The sequence below is a fragment of the Paraburkholderia sp. BL27I4N3 genome (assembly GCF_003386115.1).
Lineage (GTDB): Bacteria > Pseudomonadota > Gammaproteobacteria > Burkholderiales > Burkholderiaceae > Paraburkholderia.
Map to the genome: position 1 here is coordinate 7,513,821 of NZ_QREJ01000001.1, position 17,589 is coordinate 7,531,409.

A 17,589-nucleotide genomic window follows, 5' to 3' on the forward strand; every position below is an offset into this window, starting at 1 on the left:
CAGCGCTACCCACGGCACGATCGCCGCCAAGAGCGATGCCGAACCTACATCGGAGACTTTTCATGAACATCTCAGCACCGCGCCGCGCAAACGGCGCCATCACCATCGGACTGTGCCTCGTCGTCGCGCTGCTCGAAGGACTCGATCTTCAATCGACGGGCGTCGCCGCCCCACGCATGGCGCGCGAATTCCACCTCGCTGTCGCGCAGATGGGCTGGGCCTTCAGCGTCGGTGCGCTGGGGCTCCTGCCGGGGGCCGCGATCGGAGGACGCCTCGCCGACCGGATGGGCCGCAAGCGCGTGCTGATGCTGTCGGTTGCGCTCTTCGGCCTCTTCTCCATCGCGACGACGCAGGTCTGGAACTTCGAGAGTCTGCTCGCCGCCCGCTTCATGACAGGTCTCGGGCTCGGCGCCGCGATGCCCAATCTGATCGCCCTCTGTTCCGAGGCCGTGCCGCCGCAGCAACGCAGCACGGCGGTGGGCGCGATGTATTGCGGCATGCCTTTCGGCGCGGCAATCGCTGCGGTCATCGGCATCGTGAGCCCGGGCGATGAAGGATGGCGGCATATCTTCTACGTCGGCGGCATCGGACCGTTGCTGACCCTGCCGTTGCTCGCGCTTTTCCTGAAGGAATCCGCGCAATTCATCGCGACCAGGTCCGACGACGCTGCGCATCATGAGGCGGCACCGGGGGTCGCGCGGGCGCTGTGGAAGGAAGGTCGCGCCGGCACCACGCTCGCGCTGTGGGTCAGCTTTCTTGGCACGCTGATCGTGTTGTATTTCCTGATCAACTGGCTTCCGTCGATGGTGCTAAGCCGGGGACTCACGCGTACGCAGTCGGGCGTCGTGCAGATGATGTTCAACATCGGCGGCGGTATCGGCGCGATCGTCATTGCGGGTCTGATGGACAGAATCGGCCGGCGGCCCACGGTTACCGGTATGTACGTGGGCATAGCCGGGGCGCTGGCAGTGCTCGCCAGCGCGAGCACCGGCGCCACGATGGCGTTCGGCGGGCTGCTGGCGGGTCTCTTCCTCGTCGGCGGGCAATCGGTGCTGTATGCGCTTGCCAGCAGCATCTATCCGACGCAAGTTCGCGGCACGGGCGTGGGCGCCGCCGTCGCTGTGGGCCGCATGGGCTCGATCCTCGGGCCGTTGATCGCGGGCCAGTTGCTCGCCATCGGGCAGAGTGCGTCGGTGCTGGTGGCCGCGAGCATTCCGCTGATCGCGGTGGCGGCCGTCGCGGCGCTGCTCGTAGTGGCCCGGTTTCCGCGCGGGCAGTTCATGGCCGTCGCGCACTAGCGCGCGTGCCTGCCAGACACATGCGCGGGCGCTCGTTACGTAGCGCCTGCTCCCGGTACGAACACAAACGAGGTAACTGAAATGACAGCAGCGACGAAACTTCAAAGCGAAACCGCAACCAGCAAATTCGTGAGCATCGGCGAAGGCGATGCCGAACTGCGTCTGCATTACAACGATACCGGCCTCGGTGATGAGACGGTCGTGATGCTTCACGGGTCGGGCCCAGGCGCGAGCGGATGGGCGAACTTCAACCGCAACGTCGACGCGTTCGTCGATGCCGGCTACCGGGTGATTCTGCTGGACTGCCCAGGCTGGGGCAAGAGCGACTCCGTCGTATGCAGCGGCTCGCGCTCCGATCTGAATGCGCGCATGCTCAAGGGATTGCTGGACGCGATCGGCGTTGAACGCGCGCATATCGTCGGCAATTCGATGGGCGGCCATAGCGCGGTCGCGTTTGCTCTGGCGAATCCCGAGCGGGTCGGCAAGCTGGTGCTTATGGGCGGCGGCACAGGCGGCCCCAGCCAGTTCGTGCCGATGCCCACCGAGGGCATCAAATTGCTGCAGGCGCTCTATCGCGAACCGACCCTCGATAACCTGAAACGGATGCTGAACGTCTTTGTGTTCGACACCACCACGCTGACCGAGGAACTGATGCAGGCACGTCTCGCGAACATGCTGGCGCGGCGCGATCACCTCGAGAACTTCGTGAAGAGCCTCGCTGCGAACCCGAAGCAGTTTCCGGATGCCGGTCATCGTCTTTCTGAGATCGCGGCGCCAGCACTCGTCATCTGGGGTCGTGACGACCGCTTTGTTCCGATGGATGTCGGCTTGCGTCTCGTGTGGGGCCTGCCCAACGCAGACTTTCACGTTTTCGGTCGATGCGGCCACTGGGCGCAGTGGGAGCATGCCGCGAAGTTCAATCAAATGGTGCTTGAGTTCCTCGGGCGGTGAGGAGCTTCACGATGAGGGAGCGTGAAGCCGGTGCAAGATCAAAAGATGAAGCGTCGCCGTGCGGTGACCGTCGGCTTCTCCTCGGAGCCCATTTAAACTCGCTGCACACCCGGCGAAAGTTCGAGGGAACCACAACCCGCTTGAATTCGCCACTCAACCCAATCGCACGCGGGCAGCTTTACTGTCCGCATCGTTGGGCGCGACCTTCTTCATGTCGCTTCCGACCCAACGCTCTTCAGAAGACTTCAGATGCGATCGCATCGCTGCTTGTGCGGCAAGCGGGTCTCCTGCCTGCAGTGCATGCAGGACTCTCTCGTGCTCTTCAACGGCAGCCATCCATGTAGTCGTATTTTCGGCGAGTTCGCTAATCCTCGCCCCGATCGGATCGCGCCTCGCGTCGAACAGATCGGCCACGTATCGGCTCAACACCGTGTTGCCCGCCGCTTCCGCGATGATGAGGTGGAATTGCCGGTCTGGTTCCAGCGGAGATTTGCCGGCGGAGGCAAGGCGATGCATGGCATCCACGCTGCGCCGCAACCGGTCCAGAGAGGCGGCTGTGAGTCGCGTGCTGGCGAGCACGACGAGGCTGCCTTCGATTACGGCTCGTGCCTGCATGATTTCCGTCGGGCTTTCGCCTAGTACCGCCAGCGATCCTTCGCTTTCATTTGCGGTTTCGCGCACGTAGACACCCGAACCCATGCGCGTCTCGACGCTGCCGCCGATTTCCAGCGCGATTAGCGCCTCGCGCAGCGACGGGCGCGAAACGCCCAGTTGCTGCGACAACTCGCGTTCAGCCGGCAACCTCGACCCCGGAGGGAAATCGCCCCCGTGGATGAGGCCGCGAATCTGGTCGGCGACCAATTGGTAAAGCCGCTTTGGCTCAGTCTGTTTCATCTTGCTGGCAGAAGGAAAAGTGGCCCGGGCGCCTGGCGCGCCTGGCGGTCAAGTCTATCACGCAAGCTCCGACAGGTTCTCCGCGCATTCGATGGGAAACATAGGGGTTTATTCTAGGTAAGGCCAATCTACAAAGTATGAAAATTGGCTTGACCAGTTTCGCTTTTTATTCTCTAATCTGCCTCAGATTGGCCTGACCATCACAAGCGCCGCATAAAGAAGGAGACACGCGTGACAGACTTGAGCGCTGAACTGGCCCCGCGCGCGGTGGGCGGCTTCGGTTCGAAGGAACCTACGGAGCTATTGAAACTCAGCGGGCTGGGCAAGCGGTTCCCCGGTGTGGTTGCACTGGATGACGTGCACTTCGAATTGCGCCGCGGCGAAGTACACGCGATTTGCGGCGAGAACGGCGCGGGCAAGTCGACCCTGATGAAAATCGTCAGCGGCCAATACCAGCCGGATGCCGGCACGATTGTTTTTCGCGGGCTGGAACGGCGGTTCGCGTCCTCACTCGAGGCACAGAAAGCCGGCATTGCGATCATTCACCAGGAACTGAATCTGGTGCCGCACCTTTCCATTGCGGAAAACATCTACCTGGCACGCGAGCCCAAACGCGGACCGTTCATCGATCGCACGCGGCTGAATGGCGACGCCCGGCGGGCGCTCGCCCGCATTGGATTGTCGTTGCCACCCACGAGGCTGGTGGGGACGCTGTCGATCGCCCAGCAGCAGATGGTTGAAATAGCCAAGGCGCTCTCGCTCGACGCCCAGGTGCTGATCATGGACGAACCCACTTCGTCGCTCACGGAATCCGAAACCATGCACCTGTTCCGGATCATCAAGGAGTTGCGCGAGGGCGGGGTGGGCATTGTCTACATCTCTCATCGTCTCGACGAAATGAAGCAGATTGTCGACCGAGTGACGGTGCTGCGCGACGGGCGCCACATTTCAACCGACGATTTCGCGGCGACCAGCATGGATGAGATCGTTGCGCGGATGGTCGGCCGGGCACTGAACGATGCGTACCCGCCGCGCCGGTCGGTTCCGACGCAGGACGTGCTGCTGCGTGTCGACAATCTGTCGCGCGCACCGGCATTCGGGCCGGTTTCGTTCGAATTGAGGCGCGGCGAGATTCTCGGCTTCGCCGGTTTGATGGGCGCAGGCCGGACCGAAGTGGCGCGGGCGATTTTTGGTGCCGACCAGCCGGACGGCGGCGAGATTCATATCGGCAGCGAGCGTGTCTCGATCCGCTCGCCTATCGATGCGATTCGCCACGGTATCGCGTATCTGTCGGAAGACCGCAAGAGCGACGGCCTCGCGCTGAAGATGCCGGTCGCGACCAACATCACGCTGGCCAATATCGAAGCGGTGTCGGGGCGCGCGGGCTTCATCCGCTTTGCCGACGAAGCGGCCACCGCACGGCGCTACGTCGAAACGCTCGGCATCCGCACGCCGACGGTCCATCAACTCACGCGCAACCTGTCCGGCGGCAATCAGCAGAAGGTTGTCATCGGCAAATGGCTGTTTCGCGAATCGAAGATTCTGTTTTTCGACGAACCCACGCGCGGGATCGATGTGGGCGCGAAATACGCGATCTACACGCTGATGGATCAGCTCGCCGCGCAGGGCATCGGCGTCGTGCTGATCAGTTCGGAATTGCCCGAGATTCTCGGCATGTCCGATCGTATCGCGGTATTCCACGAAGGCCGGATCGCCGGAGTTCTGGAGACGCGTCACACCAATCAGGAAGAAATCATGCACTTCGCATCGGGACGAAACCATGCTTGAAATAACATCTGACCAGACCGCTAGCGTCGACAGCAGCGCGAAACTCCGCCGTCGCGACCTGATCCAGAAATTTGCCGCGCTCGGCAGTCTGATCATGCTGGTGGTCGTCTTTTCATCGACCAGTTCGGCGTTCTTCTCGGTGGAAAACGGCATGACGGTCGCGTTGCAGGTGACGTCGATTGCCTATCTCGGCGTGGCGGCAACCTGCGTGATCATTACGGGCGGAATCGACCTGTCCGTGGGTTCCGTACTCGCGCTGTCCGGTGTGGTCGCCGCGTTGCTGGTCAAGGCTGGCGTGCCGATTCCCCTCGGCATGCTCGGCGGCGTCGTGGTGGGCGGCCTGTGCGGACTCGTCAATGGCTTGTGCGTGACACGTATGGGTCTGCCGCCGTTTATCGCCACGCTCGGCATGATGCTGGTCGCGCGCGGTCTCGCACTTCAGATCACTGGCGCGCGCCCGGTTTCGGGACTTGGTGACGCGTTTGGCGAACTCGGAAACGGCGCGCTGTTCCGCATCTCGCATATCGGAGCGGACGGCTTCCCCGATACGGTATTTCCGGGCATTCCCTATCCCGTGATCATCATGGTCGTGCTGGCGGTGGCCGTGTCGATCATGCTGACGCGCACCTCGCTTGGCCGTCACATCTACGCAGTCGGATCGAATGCCGAAGCTGCGCGGCTCTCCGGCGTCAATGTCCGACGCGTCACTTTATTTACCTATGTGCTGTCCGGCGTGCTCGCCGGTCTGACGGGTTGCGTGCTGATGTCGCGTCTCGTCACAGCGCAACCAAACGAAGGCGTCATGTACGAGCTCGATGCGATCGCCAGCGCCGTGATTGGCGGGACGTCCCTGATGGGCGGTGTCGGCACGATCTCGGGTACGGCCATTGGTGCGTTCGTCATCGGCGTGCTGCGCAATGGCCTGAACATGAACGGCGTATCGAGTTTCGTCCAGCAAATCATTATCGGACTGGTCATTCTCGGCACGGTCTGGATCGATCAGGTTAGAAACCGTAGATAAAGCACATCGAATGATGCCATTCGAGAAGTCCAACAATGCATTGCAATCACCAACCCAAGGAGTGAGACATGAAAAAGAAATATCTGGCATGGGCCGCCGCGCTTTTGACCGCAGTGGCAGCGCACGCGAATGCGGCGGGCGGAGAGATCGCCGTTATCGTCAAAACGGCCAACTCGAATTACTGGCAGAACGTGCAGAAAGGTGCAGCGGAGGGCATGAAGGGGCTGAACGGCTACACGATGACGTTTCAGGGACCGGCGACCGAGTCAGCGGTGGCCGACGAGGTCAATATGGTCGAGAACGCGGTGAACCGGCATGTTGCGGCGATCGTGCTCGCGCCGTCCGATCCGGATGCACTGGTCCCCGCAATGAAGAAGGCCTGGGAGGCAAAAATTCCGGTTGTCCTGATCGACTCGCTCGTGTCCGATTCCGGCAAGCAGTATTACCAGTCGTTTCTCTCGACCGATAACGCCAAGGCCGGCGAGATGTGCGCCAAAGCAATGATCGACCGTGTCGGACAGACAGGGAAGGTCGCTGTGATGTCGTACGTTGCCGGCGCGGGTTCCGAGATTGGCCGCGTGGGCGGGTTCCGGAAGTATCTCGCGGAACACTCGAAGCTGCAGATTGTCGGACCGTTCTATTCGCAGTCGCAGATGGCGACCGCGCTCAATCAGACGACCGACGTGCTGTCGGCCAATCCGGATCTGAAGGGCATCTTCGGTGCGAATGAACCGACTGCCGTAGGAGTGGGACGCGCGTTGGCGCAGTCCGGGAAAGCCGGCAAGATCGTCGCGATCGGCTTTGACGGCAACCAGGACCTGCAGGGCTTCGTCAAGGACGGAACCATCCAGGCCATCGCTGTTCAGGGTTCCTATCAAATGGGCTACAAAGGCGTCAAAACGGCGGTGGAAGTCATCGAACACAAGCCGGTTACGAAGCAACTGGATACCGGTGTCGTGATGGTCGACAAGAACAACATCGATCAGCCGGCTGCGAAGAACGTCTTGTATTGAAGCGCGGCGCGGACGACGCCCGGTGGCGTTGTCCGCGCTTGAGGACTGCGCCGTTCAGGACGCGCGGTAAAGCGTTGAACATCGAGAAACGAATCCCTGAAGGCGGAATTTTTGATGAAAGCAGGTGATCTGCGTGAGCTGTCGCGTGGCGGCGTGCAACTGAGCGCACTCGGCATGGGTTGTTCGCAACTTGGCGGCCTCTATCGCACCATGCCGCCGCAACAGGCGCGCGCACTGATGGACGAAGCGTGGTCGCTTGGTCTGCGCTACTTCGACACCGCGCCGTTCTACGGGTACACGCTTTCCGAGCGCCGCGTGGGCGACGCGTTGTCAGCGCGCCCACGCAACGAGTTCGTGCTGAGTACGAAAGTGGGCAGGCTTCTACGTCCGGACCCGACTGTTCAATGCGGCGACGACGGGTGGGCCGAGCCGCTTTCTTTCCGGCCGCATTACGACTACAGCTTCGATGGCGTCATGAGGTCGTTCGAAGACAGCCAGCAGCGTCTCGGCTTTCCGCAGATCGATCTACTGTATGTGCATGACGTCGGTCGAATGACACATGGAGACGCGAACGTCGAATTCTGGAGGCAGCTGACCACGGGTGGGGGCTTTCGCGCACTCGACGCGCTGCGAAGTGCAGGGCAGGTCAAAGCCTTCGGTCTTGGCGTGAATGAATGGCAGGTTGTGCATGAAGCCATGCAGGAGATACAGATCGATGTGACGTTGCTCGCGGGCCGTTACACGCTCCTCGAGCAAGATTGCCTGTCACCGTTTCTCGACGATTGCGTACGGCATGGGAATTCGATCGTGGCCGGCGGTGTGTTCAATTCCGGCGTGCTGGCCGGTAATGGCAAGTTCAATTACGGGGACGCCCCCGCCGCTGTCGTGTCGCGCGTTCACCGGCTGGCTGAGGTTTGCCGCGAATTCGAGGTCCCGTTACCCGCTGCGGCACTGCAGTTTCCGCTTGCGCATCCCGCGGTTGTGTCGTGCGTGGTGGGCGCGCGCAGTGTCGAACAACTTCGGCAGAACGTCGCGTGGTTCGAGCAGACGCTGCCGGCCGGGTTGTGGCAGAAGCTGAAGTCGGATGGTCTGATTGCGGACGCCGCACCTGTGCCCGGGGGGAGCCTGTGAGCCTGCGTATCGACGCACATCACCATTTCTGGCGCCTGGCGGCGCGTGTAGGACATTGGCCGCCTGCCAGTCTTGGAGCGATCTATCGAGACTTCGAGCCGGCCGATTTTGAACCGCTGCTTGAACGATGCGGCATCGGCGGAACCGTGCTGGTCCAGTCCTTGCCTGACAGCGATGACACCAGGTTCCTGCTCGAACTGGCGGAGCGTCATTCTTTCATTCGCGCAGTGGTGGGATGGGTCGACCTGAAAGCACCGGACGCGCCGCAACAGATCGATGCTTTGGCCCGCCACCCGAAGTTGAAAGCGCTGCGGCCGATGCTGCAGGATCTTCCAGACGACAACTGGATTGACGACCCGGTATTGCGGCCGGCAATTACCGCGATGCTCGCCAATGACCTTGCATTTGATGCGCTGGTTGTTCCGCGTCAACTCCCCGGTTTGGTCGCGTTCGCGAAGCGTTACCACGGCCTGCGGATCGTTATAGATCATGCAGCCAAGCCGCTGATCGCTACCGGCCAACTGGAGCCGTGGCGAACCGACATGGCCGATCTGGCCAGACTCGAAAATGTGCATTGCAAGCTGTCTGGCTTATGGACGGAAGCGCCGCCAGAAATCGGCGTTGCCGCTTTCGAGCCCTATGTGGAGACGCTATTCCGACTGTTCGGCCCGCGTCGTCTTCTGTGGGGAAGTGACTGGCCTGTCCAGCGGCTCGCGACACATTTCGGTGACTACGCCGGCTGGCTTGCCGCCTGTGACGATTACTGCGATCGATATGCGAATGAAGAGGACAAAGGCGCCGTATTCGGCGGCAACGCTTATCGCTTCTACCGGCTCGAAGAATAGGGAGAGTGTGATGCAACGCATGGGAATGGTGATCGGTATCGATCCGCGGCATATCGACGAATACAAACGCTTGCATGCGCAGGTCTGGCCGACGGTGCTCAATCACCTGAAACGCTCGAATGTCACCCGCTACTCGATATTCCTGCGGGAGCCCGAGAACCTGTTGTTCGGCTACTGGGAATACGTCGGGTCCGACTATGAAAGCGATATGGCGGAGATTGCGAACGACCCGGAAACGCAACGCTGGTGGAGCCTGTGCGGCCCGTGCCAGAAACCGTTGCCGAGTCGTGCGCCGTCGGAACACTGGGCACGGATGGAAGAGGTTTTTTACGTCGAATAGGCATGGTCCCGACACTGCACTCGGGTGATCTCGCCATAGAGAATCAAATTAACCGGGCCCGCATCGAAACCGCATCATGGCGTCGCGGGCTCTGTATCTGAAAAGGGAAACCTCATGCTCACTGTTATTTGTGAAACGCCCGGAGTACTACGCGCCGGGACGCGCTCAATGCCATCGCGCGAGCGCGGCGAAGTGCTGCTACGAGTGCGGCGCGTCGGCGTATGCGGCACTGACCTGCACATCTTTACCGGCAACCAGCCATTTCTCTCCTACCCGCGCGTGATGGGACACGAACTGTCGGGCACGGTCGAAGAAGCCGATGCGGACTCCGGCCTGGTCGCCGGCGACCCGGTCTACGTCATGCCCTATCTGTCATGCGGCCAGTGCATTGCCTGCAGGAACGGAAAAACGAATTGCTGCGTGAACATTCAGGTATTGGGCGTGCATCGGGATGGCGCATTGACGGAGTACCTAAGTTTGCCGCGTCAGTTCGTTCACAAGGCTGAAGGCATCACGCTCGATCAGGCGGCAATGATCGAGTTTCTCGCCATTGGCGCGCACGCGGTTCGTCGCGCCGATGTTCAGGCAGGACAGCGCGTGCTGGTGGTCGGGGCAGGTCCGATCGGGATGGCCGCGATGATCTTTGCACGTCTGCGCGGCGCCACGGTGACAGCGCTCGATACACGGCTCGATCGCCTGAACTTCTGCGCCGGGAAAATCGAAGTGGCGGCTACCGTGCAAATCGGCGATACCGACGTGGATGAGCTGACGAGACTCACCGACGGTGAATTCTTCGATGTGGTCTTCGACGCGACGGGCAATCCGGCTGCCATGGAGCGTGGCTTCGAGTTTATTGCGCACGGCGGAAAATACGTGCTGATTTCCGTGGTGAGAGACAAGATCACTTTCTCCGATCCGGAGTTCCACAAGCGCGAAGCCACCCTGATCGGAAGCCGCAATGCCACTGCGGAAGATTTCGAAACGGTGCTCAGGGCTATGCGCGCCGGCCAGGTGCCGGATGCGGCACTCAACACACACCGGATGAAACTTGCCGATGTTCCCGCGGAATTTTCGAAACTGCTCGAACCGTCCGCAGGCGTGGTGAAAGCCATCATCGAATGCTGACGAAGGCGCAGATCGGATATAAGCCATGAGCCAGCCAATTCTCCAGTTCGGCACCAGCCGCTTTCTCCAGGCGCATGTCGACCTGTTCGTTTCGGAAGCGCTGACGCGCGGCGCCGCGCTCGGTGGCATTACGGTCGTGCAGACCACCAGCAGCGAGTCCAGTCAGAAGCGTATTGCGGCGATGGCAGAGGGCAGGCCTTATCCGGTACGGATTAGAGGTATGTGGCGCGGCGTGCCGGTGGACGAGATGTTGAGCGCCAACGCGGTGCGCGCAGCATGGCACGCCGGGACGCATTGGGCACAAGTGCGAGATGCCGTAGCAGAACATGTCGAAGTGATTGTCTCCAATACGGGAGACCGGGGATTCCAGCTCGATGACCGGGACACCGCGGCCCTCGTGACTCACCCGGAGTGCGTGCCACATAGCTTTCCGGCCAAGCTGCTGGTGTTGCTTCATGGCCGTTGGGAACGCAACCCCGATGCGCCGCTCTCCCTTTTTCCATGCGAACTCGTGGTCAATAACGGCGATACGCTGCGCGAACTTGTTGTGACGCTCGCGACAAACTGGCGGATGCCGGAACTGTTTATTACCTACCTGCGAACGCACTGCATATGGGCCAATTCGCTCGTCGATCGCATCGTTTCACAGGCGATTGAACCGGTAGGCGCGGTTGCCGAACCGTATGCGCTGTGGGCGATTGAGCAGCAGCCGGGGCTGGTTCTGCCTTGCACACACGAGAACATCGTTTTGACAGACGACCTGCAGCGCTTCGAGCGTCTGAAGCTGTTCCTGCTTAATCTCGGTCACAGCTATCTGGCCGAGCGCTGGCTGGAGGACCGCAGGCCGGCTGACGAGACCGTCTATCAGGCAATGAACGACCCGATCCTGCGTGCGAATCTGGAAACTGTCTGGGCGGAAGATGTACTCCCGACATTTGCAGCGTTGGGTCAGCACGAGCAGGCTCTGGCCTATCTCGTCGAGTTACGTGATCGCCTGCTCAATCCCTTTCTTGAGCATCGGATCGCGGACATCGCTCAGAATCACGCAGAAAAAATGCAGCGGCGTTTTCTGCCGCTTGTGCAACTTGCCGACACACTCGGCGTTGAGCCCGGACCGCTGCGAATACGCGCGATGCTCGAGCGCGTCGCATCGGTTTAGAACTGTTTCGGGAAAGTCATGAACACGGAATCGGATTCTTTTATTCTTCTGCGCGAACAGGACAATGTCGCGGTCGCGCGCCATGCAGTACCGGCTGGGGTCGAGGTGAATCTCGGGGCGTCCACACTGCGCACCCGCGCGTCGATTCCGTCTGGCCATAAAGTGGCTGTGCGCCGCATTGAAAAGGGCGCTGCCATTCTGAAGTACGGGCGGGTCATCGGTGTCGCCATGCATCATATTGAAGCGGGGGAGCATGTTCATACCCATAACGTCGGCATGAGCGAGGTTGGGAACGAACTCGCCAGCGGTACCGCTTACGAAGCGACTGAAGTGAACGGGCGGCCGGCAACGTTTCAGGGATATGTGCGAGCCAATGGAGACGTCGGTACACGAAACTTTATCGGCGTGATCGCGAGCGTAAATTGCTCGGCAACCGTATGCCGGCATATCGCCGACGCGTTTAAGGACGATGCGCTCAAGGCGTTTCCATCAGTCGACGGAGTCGTGGCTATCACACATGGCAGCGGCTGTGGCATGGCCGGGTCTGGCGAGGGGATCGAATTGCTGCGCCGTACCTTGCGCGGGTACGCGAACAATCCCAACTTCGCAGGCGTGCTGCTGGTCGGCCTCGGTTGCGAAGTGAACCAGATCGCGCCGCTGGTCGATACGCTGGCCGCCAGACCGGACGGTTTGATCGCCACGCTGACGATTCAGGAAGAAGGCGGAACGCGTGAAACCATTAAAAAGGGCATAGAGATAGTCGGCGACATGCTGACGCTCGCCGATCGCGCAAACCGCAGTACCGTGTCGGCAACGCACCTGAAAGTCGGGCTGCAGTGCGGCGGTTCGGATGGGTACTCGGGGATCAGCGCCAATCCGGCATTGGGTTGCGCCGTTGATCTTCTGGTACGCAATGGAGGAACGGCCATACTGTCCGAAACGCCGGAGATATATGGCGCGGAACACCTGCTGACGTCGCGTGCGGCTTCGCCGCGGGTGGCGGACAGGCTATTGGAAAAGCTGCGCTGGTGGGAAGCGTATACGCGCGCCCATCACGGCGACATGAACAACAATCCCTCGCCGGGTAATAAGGCCGGAGGGATTACGACCATTCTGGAAAAATCACTGGGTGCGGTCGCCAAGGGCGGGAGTACGGGTTTGATGGAGGTGTATGAATACGCCGAAGCCGTCACGCAGCACGGACTCGTTTTCATGGACACCCCCGGCTATGACCCGGTATCGGCGACGGGGCAGGTCGCGGGCGGCGCGAACCTGATCTGTTTCACCACGGGCCGTGGGTCAGTGTACGGGTGCAAACCGACGCCCTCGCTGAAGCTCGCGACGAACACCCGGATGTTCGAGCAGATGAGCATGGATATGGATTTCAACTGTGGAACGATCCTTGATGGAACGCTTGGTATTGCTCAGGCTGGAGCCCAGATATTCCAGTTGATGCTGGACACGGCGTCAGGAAGAAAAACCTGCAGCGAACAGCACGGCATGGGAGACAGTGAGTTTGTTCCGTGGCAACTCGGCGCTGTCATGTGAAAGCAGGCGAGTCCCCCGAGGCGTGAAGGACATTTTACGGTTCCAGGATCGCTTCGATCAGTCGAACTTGGCCAGGTCCTGGAAAATAAGCTGAGCCCACGTGCTGCCCCGTGCCTGGACCAGCAGGCCGCCCTCGCCAATCTTCCCCAGCTCGATCGGGGCGAAGCCGAGCTTGTCGACAAGTGCGGCCACCGAGGCGCTGGCCGCGTCATCGTCGCTGGAGACGAACACGACCCGCCGGCCTCCCTGGGGCGTCCTCGCGCCTTTGGCCAGGACGCTTGCCGGCAGGTGGTTGAAGGCCTTCACCACCTTCGCCCCCGGGAACGACTTCGCAAGGGCGGCGGTCGACGGCAGCCCGCCCAGTTCTTCCGGGGGAACGCCGAATGCGTTGGTTGCGTCGATGACCACCTTCCCCTGCCAGCTCTCGGCGGTCCGTCCGATTTCGCTATGCGTGGCGAAGGGGACGGCCAGGATGACGACGTCGGCCTTGACCGCGTCATCGACACGCTGGGGGACGACAGACGGGCCGATCTGCGCCGCGAGTGCGTCCAGCGATCGCCTGCCTGCCACGATTACTTCGAGGCCCGTATGGGCAAACGCCTGAGCGATGGCCGTGCCGATCTTGCCAAGCCCGATGATTGCGTAGCTCATTGAAATCTCCTGTGTATATCGAAAGGCCTCGCCGCCGACCGTAGCTGTCAGACCTGGGCGATGCCGCCATCGACCATCAAATCCGCGCCCGTCATGTACGAACTCTGGTCGGATGCGAGGAAGAGCGCCGCGTTGGCAAGCTCGTCAGCCCGAGCGAGTCGACCGAGCGGGATCATGCTCTGGTACATGTTGACCAGATCCTCGCGTGCCATCGATTGAGTGTGGAGAATCGGAGTGTCCGTTGCACCAGGGCTGAGCAGATTGACGCGAATGCCGCGGTCCTTAAACTCCGCAGCCCAGGTGCGGGCATAGGAGCGCAACGCGGCCTTGGTCGCCGCGTAGGCGGTGTGGCCAGGAATGCCCATGATGTGCATGCCCGACGAGACCAGAATGATCGATCCGCCCCCTGACATCAGCGGCAGCAGCTTCTGCACCAGGAAGACGGGACCGCGGGCCATGAGGTTGAACGCCTTGTCGAAGTGCTCAGGCGTGAGAGTGTCGACCGAAGCTTGCTCCGTAAAGCCCGCATTCGACACGATGATATCGACGACACCCTTTTTGTCCCTGACTGCCGCTGCGACCCGGTTGAGGTCATCAAGGTTCGCGGCGTCAGCCTGGATGGCGGTGACGTTGCGCCCGATCAGTTCGGCCGCCTCGTCGAGTTGTGCCTGCCGACGGCCGAAGATAAAGACGTGAGCGCCTTCGGCAACAAACCGCTGGGCGATCGCTAAACCGATACCGGTGGTGCCGCCGCTAATGACTGCAATTTTGCCTGCGAGAGTGGACATTGAGACCTTCTGCCTGTTCGTGAATGACAGGTCCATGGTAATTACCATCGCCGGGAATGATAATCCGCAAATTTCCCATAAGATCTATTCTTGGACGGAATGGATCAGATGAGAGGAATGCCATGGACAGGTTTCACGAATTGAACGCTTTCATCGCCGTTGTCGAGGCTGGCGGTTTTTCCGCCGCCGCGCGTAGAACCGGCGAGTCGCAGTCCGCGATCAGCAAGGCGATCGGCGCGCTGGAAAAACGCCTCGGCGTGATGCTACTCAATCGAAGCACGCGCAGCGTGACGCTGACGGACCAGGGCCAGAGATATTACGACCGGACCAAACCCCTTGTTGATGAAATGGATGAAGCCGACAGCGAACTGACCAGCAGCGTGCTTAATGCGTCCGGTCTGATCCGGATCGCCGTATCCGCTACTTTCGGCCGCCTTCACGTCCTTCCACTCATACCGGAGTTGTTGTCACTCAATCCCGGCCTTCAGGTCGATCTTGTTCTTTCGGAGTTCGTACGAGATATGGTGGAAGATCGGATCGATCTGGCGATCCGGGTGGGCGCCGTCGACGATCTCGATGCGGTTGTCAGGCGCGTGGCTAGCACCCCGCTTGTATGCGTCGGCTCCCGCAGGTACTTCGAGCAACACGGAATACCCAAGACTCCCGCCGAGCTCGTCGATCACAATTGCCTTTTATATGGCGGCCTGACGGAGTCGGCGAATTGGCCGTTTGTAGGCCCGGAAGGTCGATTCAGTGTGTCCGTGCGCGGAAATCTTTCGTCCAACAGTGTCGAAACGATCCGCACTGGCGTTCTGGCCGGTGTCGGTATTGGCCTGTTCGCCAAGGTGTCTCTTGCCGATGAACTCCGACATCCGGACGTGATCACGGTTCTCGACGAATTCATAAGTGAGGTCAGAGACGTCAGTCTCATCTGGCCGAAACGACGCTTTGTACCGGCACGCGTGCGTCGCGCGACGGACTTTTTTGCTTTGGCACTCCCACAGCGCATGTAGGAAAACGGCATCATTCGGCGCTCGAGGCGTCGCTCAGAGAGGCTCATTCACATTCGTCTCGGCGCGGGTGCGGTCAGGCAAGGACGGTTGCCAGGTGCGCCGTGCACACATCCAATGGCATCTTCGGGCAGCAATCGGTCGAGGTTCTGCGGTTCTCCGGACCGGCAATAAGATTGCCGGCGCCGCGGCGATCAAACCTGTCACTCGCGACGCCGTTTCCGTACCAGCCCGACCGCTCGTCGTGGCGCTCGTCCCTTTAGCTCGGAAACCGCCGGCACAGTCAAAAGACCGTCGCTGACTGCACCTAACAAGAGATGGCGGAACCGGTCGATATCATGTCCTTTGATTGTCTCAGGACGCGGCGTTGATCAACTGCTCGCTTTTCGCCCAAAGCAAGCTGGCCTTCTCAACGTCGAGCAGATACGCTCGCGAGCCGTCGGCAAACGGGTTGGCAGTGTCGTTGATCGGGGCGACCGCGCAGTCTTCGAGGTAACGTCCGCCGACCTCGGCTTTGTCCGCCACGACTGCGGCCCATACCGAAGTCGCCGCCGCCTGCGGAATTTCCTTTAGCTCGGGCGGGGGCAGACCTGCTTCGGCGCGCGCCTTGCCGACGGTCTCGAATAGACCCTTCAGGTCTTCCTGAGAGAAATGGCGCGGGAGATCAGTGAGACTGTTGCCTGGCATTACCGAGGTTGCCCGAACGCCGCGATCGCGATGTCGCCGGTCAAATTCGACTGCGAATAGAGCGTTGGCTGTCTTTGATCGGCCGTAGGCGACAAACGGGTCATAGGTCTGTTGCTCGAAGTTCGGATCGTTCAGGTCGACATCGGCGACGCGGTGCGCTTGCGACGACAACACGACCAAACGCCCGTTATCGACGAGCAGCCGCTCGATCCGGGTGACCAAAGCAAAATGACCAAGATGATTGGTCCCGAACTGAAGTTCGAAGCCATCGACCGTCCGCCCAAACGGCGTTGCCATGATACCGGCGTTGGCGATGATGGCATTGAACTTCCTGCCGTCAGCCAGCAGCTTGTCAGCGCAGGCGCGAACGCTCTGCAGCGAGGCAAGATCAAGTTCGATCAGTTCGAGGCTGCCGCCGGCCCGCGACGCAGCGTCACGGACGGAAGCAACAGCCCGTTCAGCTTTGGCGAGGTCCCGGACGGCACCGACCACGCTGGCGCCATGCGCAACCAGTGAGCGGGCGGTTTCGAGCCCGATGCCCGATGATGCACCTGTGACGAGAAACCGCTTTGCCCTGAGATCGACACCAGAGAGCACCTCGTCGGCGGTCGACTTTGCACCAAATTTTTCGGTCATTTCTTTTCCTTGGGTTTCATGTTTACTAAGGACTCTGATCTTCTTCTGCCTGATCCTGACGTACCGACGAGCGCGTTCCGCTGTACAGGATCAGCACGTTGAAAGATCAAATGGGTGCCCCGACCAGCAACTGAGAAGCTGGACAGGGCGGGTCAGAAAGGTGGGCGCAGGCTCGCACGTGCCGGCCCGAACCCGTCAGATACTCAGGCCGCCCGCCACGCTGATTACCTCGCCCGTGTCGGCTTTGTCGGCCGACGCGACGTAGCTGATCGCCAGGTCTGCCCCTAGCTCGGCGAATGCTTCCGCCGTATGGGCACCGAGCCAGCGCGACCCGCCCGTAATGAGGGTGACTTTGCCATTCAATGATTTCTGCACGAAAGGGCCTCATGTGGTAACTCGATGCCAACGCCCTCGAACGTCGGGTGAATTGCATAACATTCATTACGATAACGAACGTTACGTTATTGGGCGCGAGGCTGTCAAGCGGTCCGTCGTTGAAACGTCGATTGATGTCTGGTCAAGATGAGACGTCGCGCCGTCGCGAGATCGTCAACGGAAGTTGTGGGGCCACGAATGAGTCCGTTCAATCACCCAGCGAAATTTGCCGGGACGGCTGCCGTGCTCGGTCCGGCGCTTTGCGATCACCGTTAAGCCGTCTGACGATGCCCTGCACGAGAGGACTCCTCGGTAGGTGATTGGACCTA

At 60.8% G+C, this 17,589-nt stretch carries 17 protein-coding genes and 1 pseudogene; 12 read left to right on the plus strand and 6 right to left on the minus strand.

The genetic code is table 11. The annotated features are described in order from the left end of the window. Positions 1–62: 62 nt before the first annotated feature. Together mhpT and B0G71_RS34075 are read left to right on the plus strand one after the other, a co-directional pair. Entirely contained in the window at positions 63–1,298 is a 1,236-nt protein-coding gene (mhpT, locus tag B0G71_RS34070; protein WP_181916866.1) for a 3-(3-hydroxy-phenyl)propionate transporter MhpT, read from the plus strand. 81 nt (positions 1,299–1,379) lie between these two features. Next, on the plus strand, positions 1,380–2,249 hold the full coding sequence (locus B0G71_RS34075) for an alpha/beta fold hydrolase (protein ID WP_116147460.1): 870 nt from the start codon (positions 1,380–1,382) through the stop codon (positions 2,247–2,249). 153 nt (positions 2,250–2,402) lie between these two features. On the opposite strand, the gene B0G71_RS34080 is transcribed toward B0G71_RS34075, so the two are convergent. Continuing rightward, positions 2,403–3,143 carry a FadR/GntR family transcriptional regulator gene (locus B0G71_RS34080; RefSeq protein ID WP_106283072.1) on the minus strand — a complete coding sequence of 247 codons (741 nt, stop codon included), beginning with the start codon at positions 3,141–3,143 and terminating at the stop codon, positions 2,403–2,405. Positions 3,144–3,410: 267 nt separating this feature from the next. On the opposite strand from B0G71_RS34080, the gene B0G71_RS34085 reads away from it, so the two are divergent. The 9 genes from B0G71_RS34085 to B0G71_RS34125 all read left to right on the plus strand — a co-directional run bounded on the left by B0G71_RS34085 (position 3,411) and on the right by B0G71_RS34125 (position 13,113). Beyond that, the gene (locus tag B0G71_RS34085; protein WP_404935492.1) at positions 3,411–4,931 is read left to right on the plus strand and encodes a sugar ABC transporter ATP-binding protein; all 1,521 of its coding nucleotides are present in this window, start codon (positions 3,411–3,413) and stop codon (positions 4,929–4,931) included. Continuing rightward, positions 4,924–5,952, plus strand: a complete 1,029-nt coding sequence (locus B0G71_RS34090; RefSeq protein ID WP_116122238.1) for an ABC transporter permease — start codon at positions 4,924–4,926, stop codon at positions 5,950–5,952. The genes B0G71_RS34085 and B0G71_RS34090 overlap by 8 nt, the downstream gene beginning before the upstream one ends. 68 nt (positions 5,953–6,020) lie before the next feature. Continuing rightward, positions 6,021–6,965 carry an ABC transporter substrate-binding protein gene (locus tag B0G71_RS34095; RefSeq protein ID WP_106283074.1) on the plus strand — a complete coding sequence of 315 codons (945 nt, stop codon included), beginning with the start codon at positions 6,021–6,023 and terminating at the stop codon, positions 6,963–6,965. 114 nt (positions 6,966–7,079) lie between these two features. Continuing rightward, positions 7,080–8,096, plus strand: coding sequence for an aldo/keto reductase (locus tag B0G71_RS34100; RefSeq protein WP_116147462.1), 1,017 nt, complete (start codon positions 7,080–7,082; stop codon positions 8,094–8,096). Beyond that, positions 8,093–8,941 (plus strand): amidohydrolase, encoded by an 849-nt coding sequence (locus tag B0G71_RS34105; protein ID WP_181916867.1) that lies wholly within the window; start codon positions 8,093–8,095, stop codon positions 8,939–8,941. The genes B0G71_RS34100 and B0G71_RS34105 overlap by 4 nt, the downstream gene beginning before the upstream one ends. 10 nt (positions 8,942–8,951) lie before the next feature. Further along, positions 8,952–9,281 carry an L-rhamnose mutarotase gene (locus B0G71_RS34110; protein WP_116147464.1) on the plus strand — a complete coding sequence of 110 codons (330 nt, stop codon included), beginning with the start codon at positions 8,952–8,954 and terminating at the stop codon, positions 9,279–9,281. Between the two features lie 114 nt (positions 9,282–9,395). Continuing rightward, positions 9,396–10,406, plus strand: coding sequence for a zinc-binding alcohol dehydrogenase family protein (locus B0G71_RS34115; protein WP_106283077.1), 1,011 nt, complete (start codon positions 9,396–9,398; stop codon positions 10,404–10,406). 25 nt (positions 10,407–10,431) lie between these two features. Beyond that, positions 10,432–11,565 (plus strand): mannitol dehydrogenase family protein, encoded by a 1,134-nt coding sequence (locus B0G71_RS34120; RefSeq protein WP_116147466.1) that lies wholly within the window; start codon positions 10,432–10,434, stop codon positions 11,563–11,565. Between the two features lie 18 nt (positions 11,566–11,583). After that, positions 11,584–13,113, plus strand: coding sequence for a UxaA family hydrolase (locus tag B0G71_RS34125; RefSeq protein ID WP_116147468.1), 1,530 nt, complete (start codon positions 11,584–11,586; stop codon positions 13,111–13,113). Between the two features lie 57 nt (positions 13,114–13,170). Here B0G71_RS34125 and B0G71_RS34130 read toward each other — a convergent pair whose 3' ends face one another. Both B0G71_RS34130 and B0G71_RS34135 read right to left on the minus strand, forming a co-directional pair. Continuing rightward, positions 13,171–13,764 carry an NADPH-dependent F420 reductase gene (locus B0G71_RS34130; protein WP_116147470.1) on the minus strand — a complete coding sequence of 198 codons (594 nt, stop codon included), beginning with the start codon at positions 13,762–13,764 and terminating at the stop codon, positions 13,171–13,173. Positions 13,765–13,811: 47 nt separating this feature from the next. Continuing rightward, entirely contained in the window at positions 13,812–14,552 is a 741-nt protein-coding gene (locus tag B0G71_RS34135) for an SDR family NAD(P)-dependent oxidoreductase (protein WP_116149126.1), read from the minus strand. Positions 14,553–14,674: 122 nt separating this feature from the next. On the opposite strand from B0G71_RS34135, the gene B0G71_RS34140 reads away from it, so the two are divergent. Continuing rightward, the gene (locus B0G71_RS34140; RefSeq protein ID WP_116147472.1) at positions 14,675–15,565 is read left to right on the plus strand and encodes a LysR family transcriptional regulator; all 891 of its coding nucleotides are present in this window, start codon (positions 14,675–14,677) and stop codon (positions 15,563–15,565) included. A 351-nt stretch (positions 15,566–15,916) separates the two neighbouring features. On the opposite strand, the gene B0G71_RS34145 is transcribed toward B0G71_RS34140, so the two are convergent. From B0G71_RS34145 to B0G71_RS34155, 3 genes and pseudogenes are all read right to left on the minus strand, one after another. Continuing rightward, on the minus strand, positions 15,917–16,885 hold the full coding sequence (locus B0G71_RS34145; protein ID WP_116147474.1) for an SDR family NAD(P)-dependent oxidoreductase: 969 nt from the start codon (positions 16,883–16,885) through the stop codon (positions 15,917–15,919). A 195-nt stretch (positions 16,886–17,080) separates the two neighbouring features. Then, a complete protein-coding gene (locus tag B0G71_RS34150; protein ID WP_199730181.1) occupies positions 17,081–17,260 on the minus strand; it encodes a hypothetical protein in 180 nt (59 codons plus the stop codon). 177 nt (positions 17,261–17,437) lie between these two features. Continuing rightward, positions 17,438–17,530, minus strand: a pseudogene (locus B0G71_RS34155) (IS5/IS1182 family transposase); the annotation flags it as partial. Positions 17,531–17,589: the final 59 nt, after the last annotated feature.

Excerpts from the sequence above, each read along its gene's own strand:
- B0G71_RS34100 (WP_116147462.1), top strand. The coding sequence starts at position 7,080 with ATGAAAGCAGGTGATCTGCGTGAGCTGTCGCGTGGCGGCGTGCAACTG.
- B0G71_RS34075 (WP_116147460.1), top strand. The coding sequence starts at position 1,380 with ATGACAGCAGCGACGAAACTTCAAAGCGAAACCGCAACCAGCAAATTC.
- B0G71_RS34120 (WP_116147466.1), top strand. The coding sequence starts at position 10,432 with ATGAGCCAGCCAATTCTCCAGTTCGGCACCAGCCGCTTTCTCCAGGCG.
- mhpT (WP_181916866.1), top strand. The coding sequence starts at position 63 with ATGAACATCTCAGCACCGCGCCGCGCAAACGGCGCCATCACCATCGGA.
- B0G71_RS34090 (WP_116122238.1), top strand. The coding sequence starts at position 4,924 with ATGCTTGAAATAACATCTGACCAGACCGCTAGCGTCGACAGCAGCGCG.
- B0G71_RS34125 (WP_116147468.1), top strand. The coding sequence starts at position 11,584 with ATGAACACGGAATCGGATTCTTTTATTCTTCTGCGCGAACAGGACAAT.
- B0G71_RS34080 (WP_106283072.1), bottom strand. The coding sequence starts at position 3,143 with ATGAAACAGACTGAGCCAAAGCGGCTTTACCAATTGGTCGCCGACCAG.
- B0G71_RS34140 (WP_116147472.1), top strand. The coding sequence starts at position 14,675 with ATGGACAGGTTTCACGAATTGAACGCTTTCATCGCCGTTGTCGAGGCT.
- B0G71_RS34145 (WP_116147474.1), bottom strand. The coding sequence starts at position 16,885 with ATGACCGAAAAATTTGGTGCAAAGTCGACCGCCGACGAGGTGCTCTCT.
- B0G71_RS34135 (WP_116149126.1), bottom strand. The coding sequence starts at position 14,552 with ATGTCCACTCTCGCAGGCAAAATTGCAGTCATTAGCGGCGGCACCACC.
- B0G71_RS34095 (WP_106283074.1), top strand. The coding sequence starts at position 6,021 with ATGAAAAAGAAATATCTGGCATGGGCCGCCGCGCTTTTGACCGCAGTG.
- B0G71_RS34110 (WP_116147464.1), top strand. The coding sequence starts at position 8,952 with ATGCAACGCATGGGAATGGTGATCGGTATCGATCCGCGGCATATCGAC.
- B0G71_RS34115 (WP_106283077.1), top strand. The coding sequence starts at position 9,396 with ATGCTCACTGTTATTTGTGAAACGCCCGGAGTACTACGCGCCGGGACG.
- B0G71_RS34130 (WP_116147470.1), bottom strand. The coding sequence starts at position 13,764 with ATGAGCTACGCAATCATCGGGCTTGGCAAGATCGGCACGGCCATCGCT.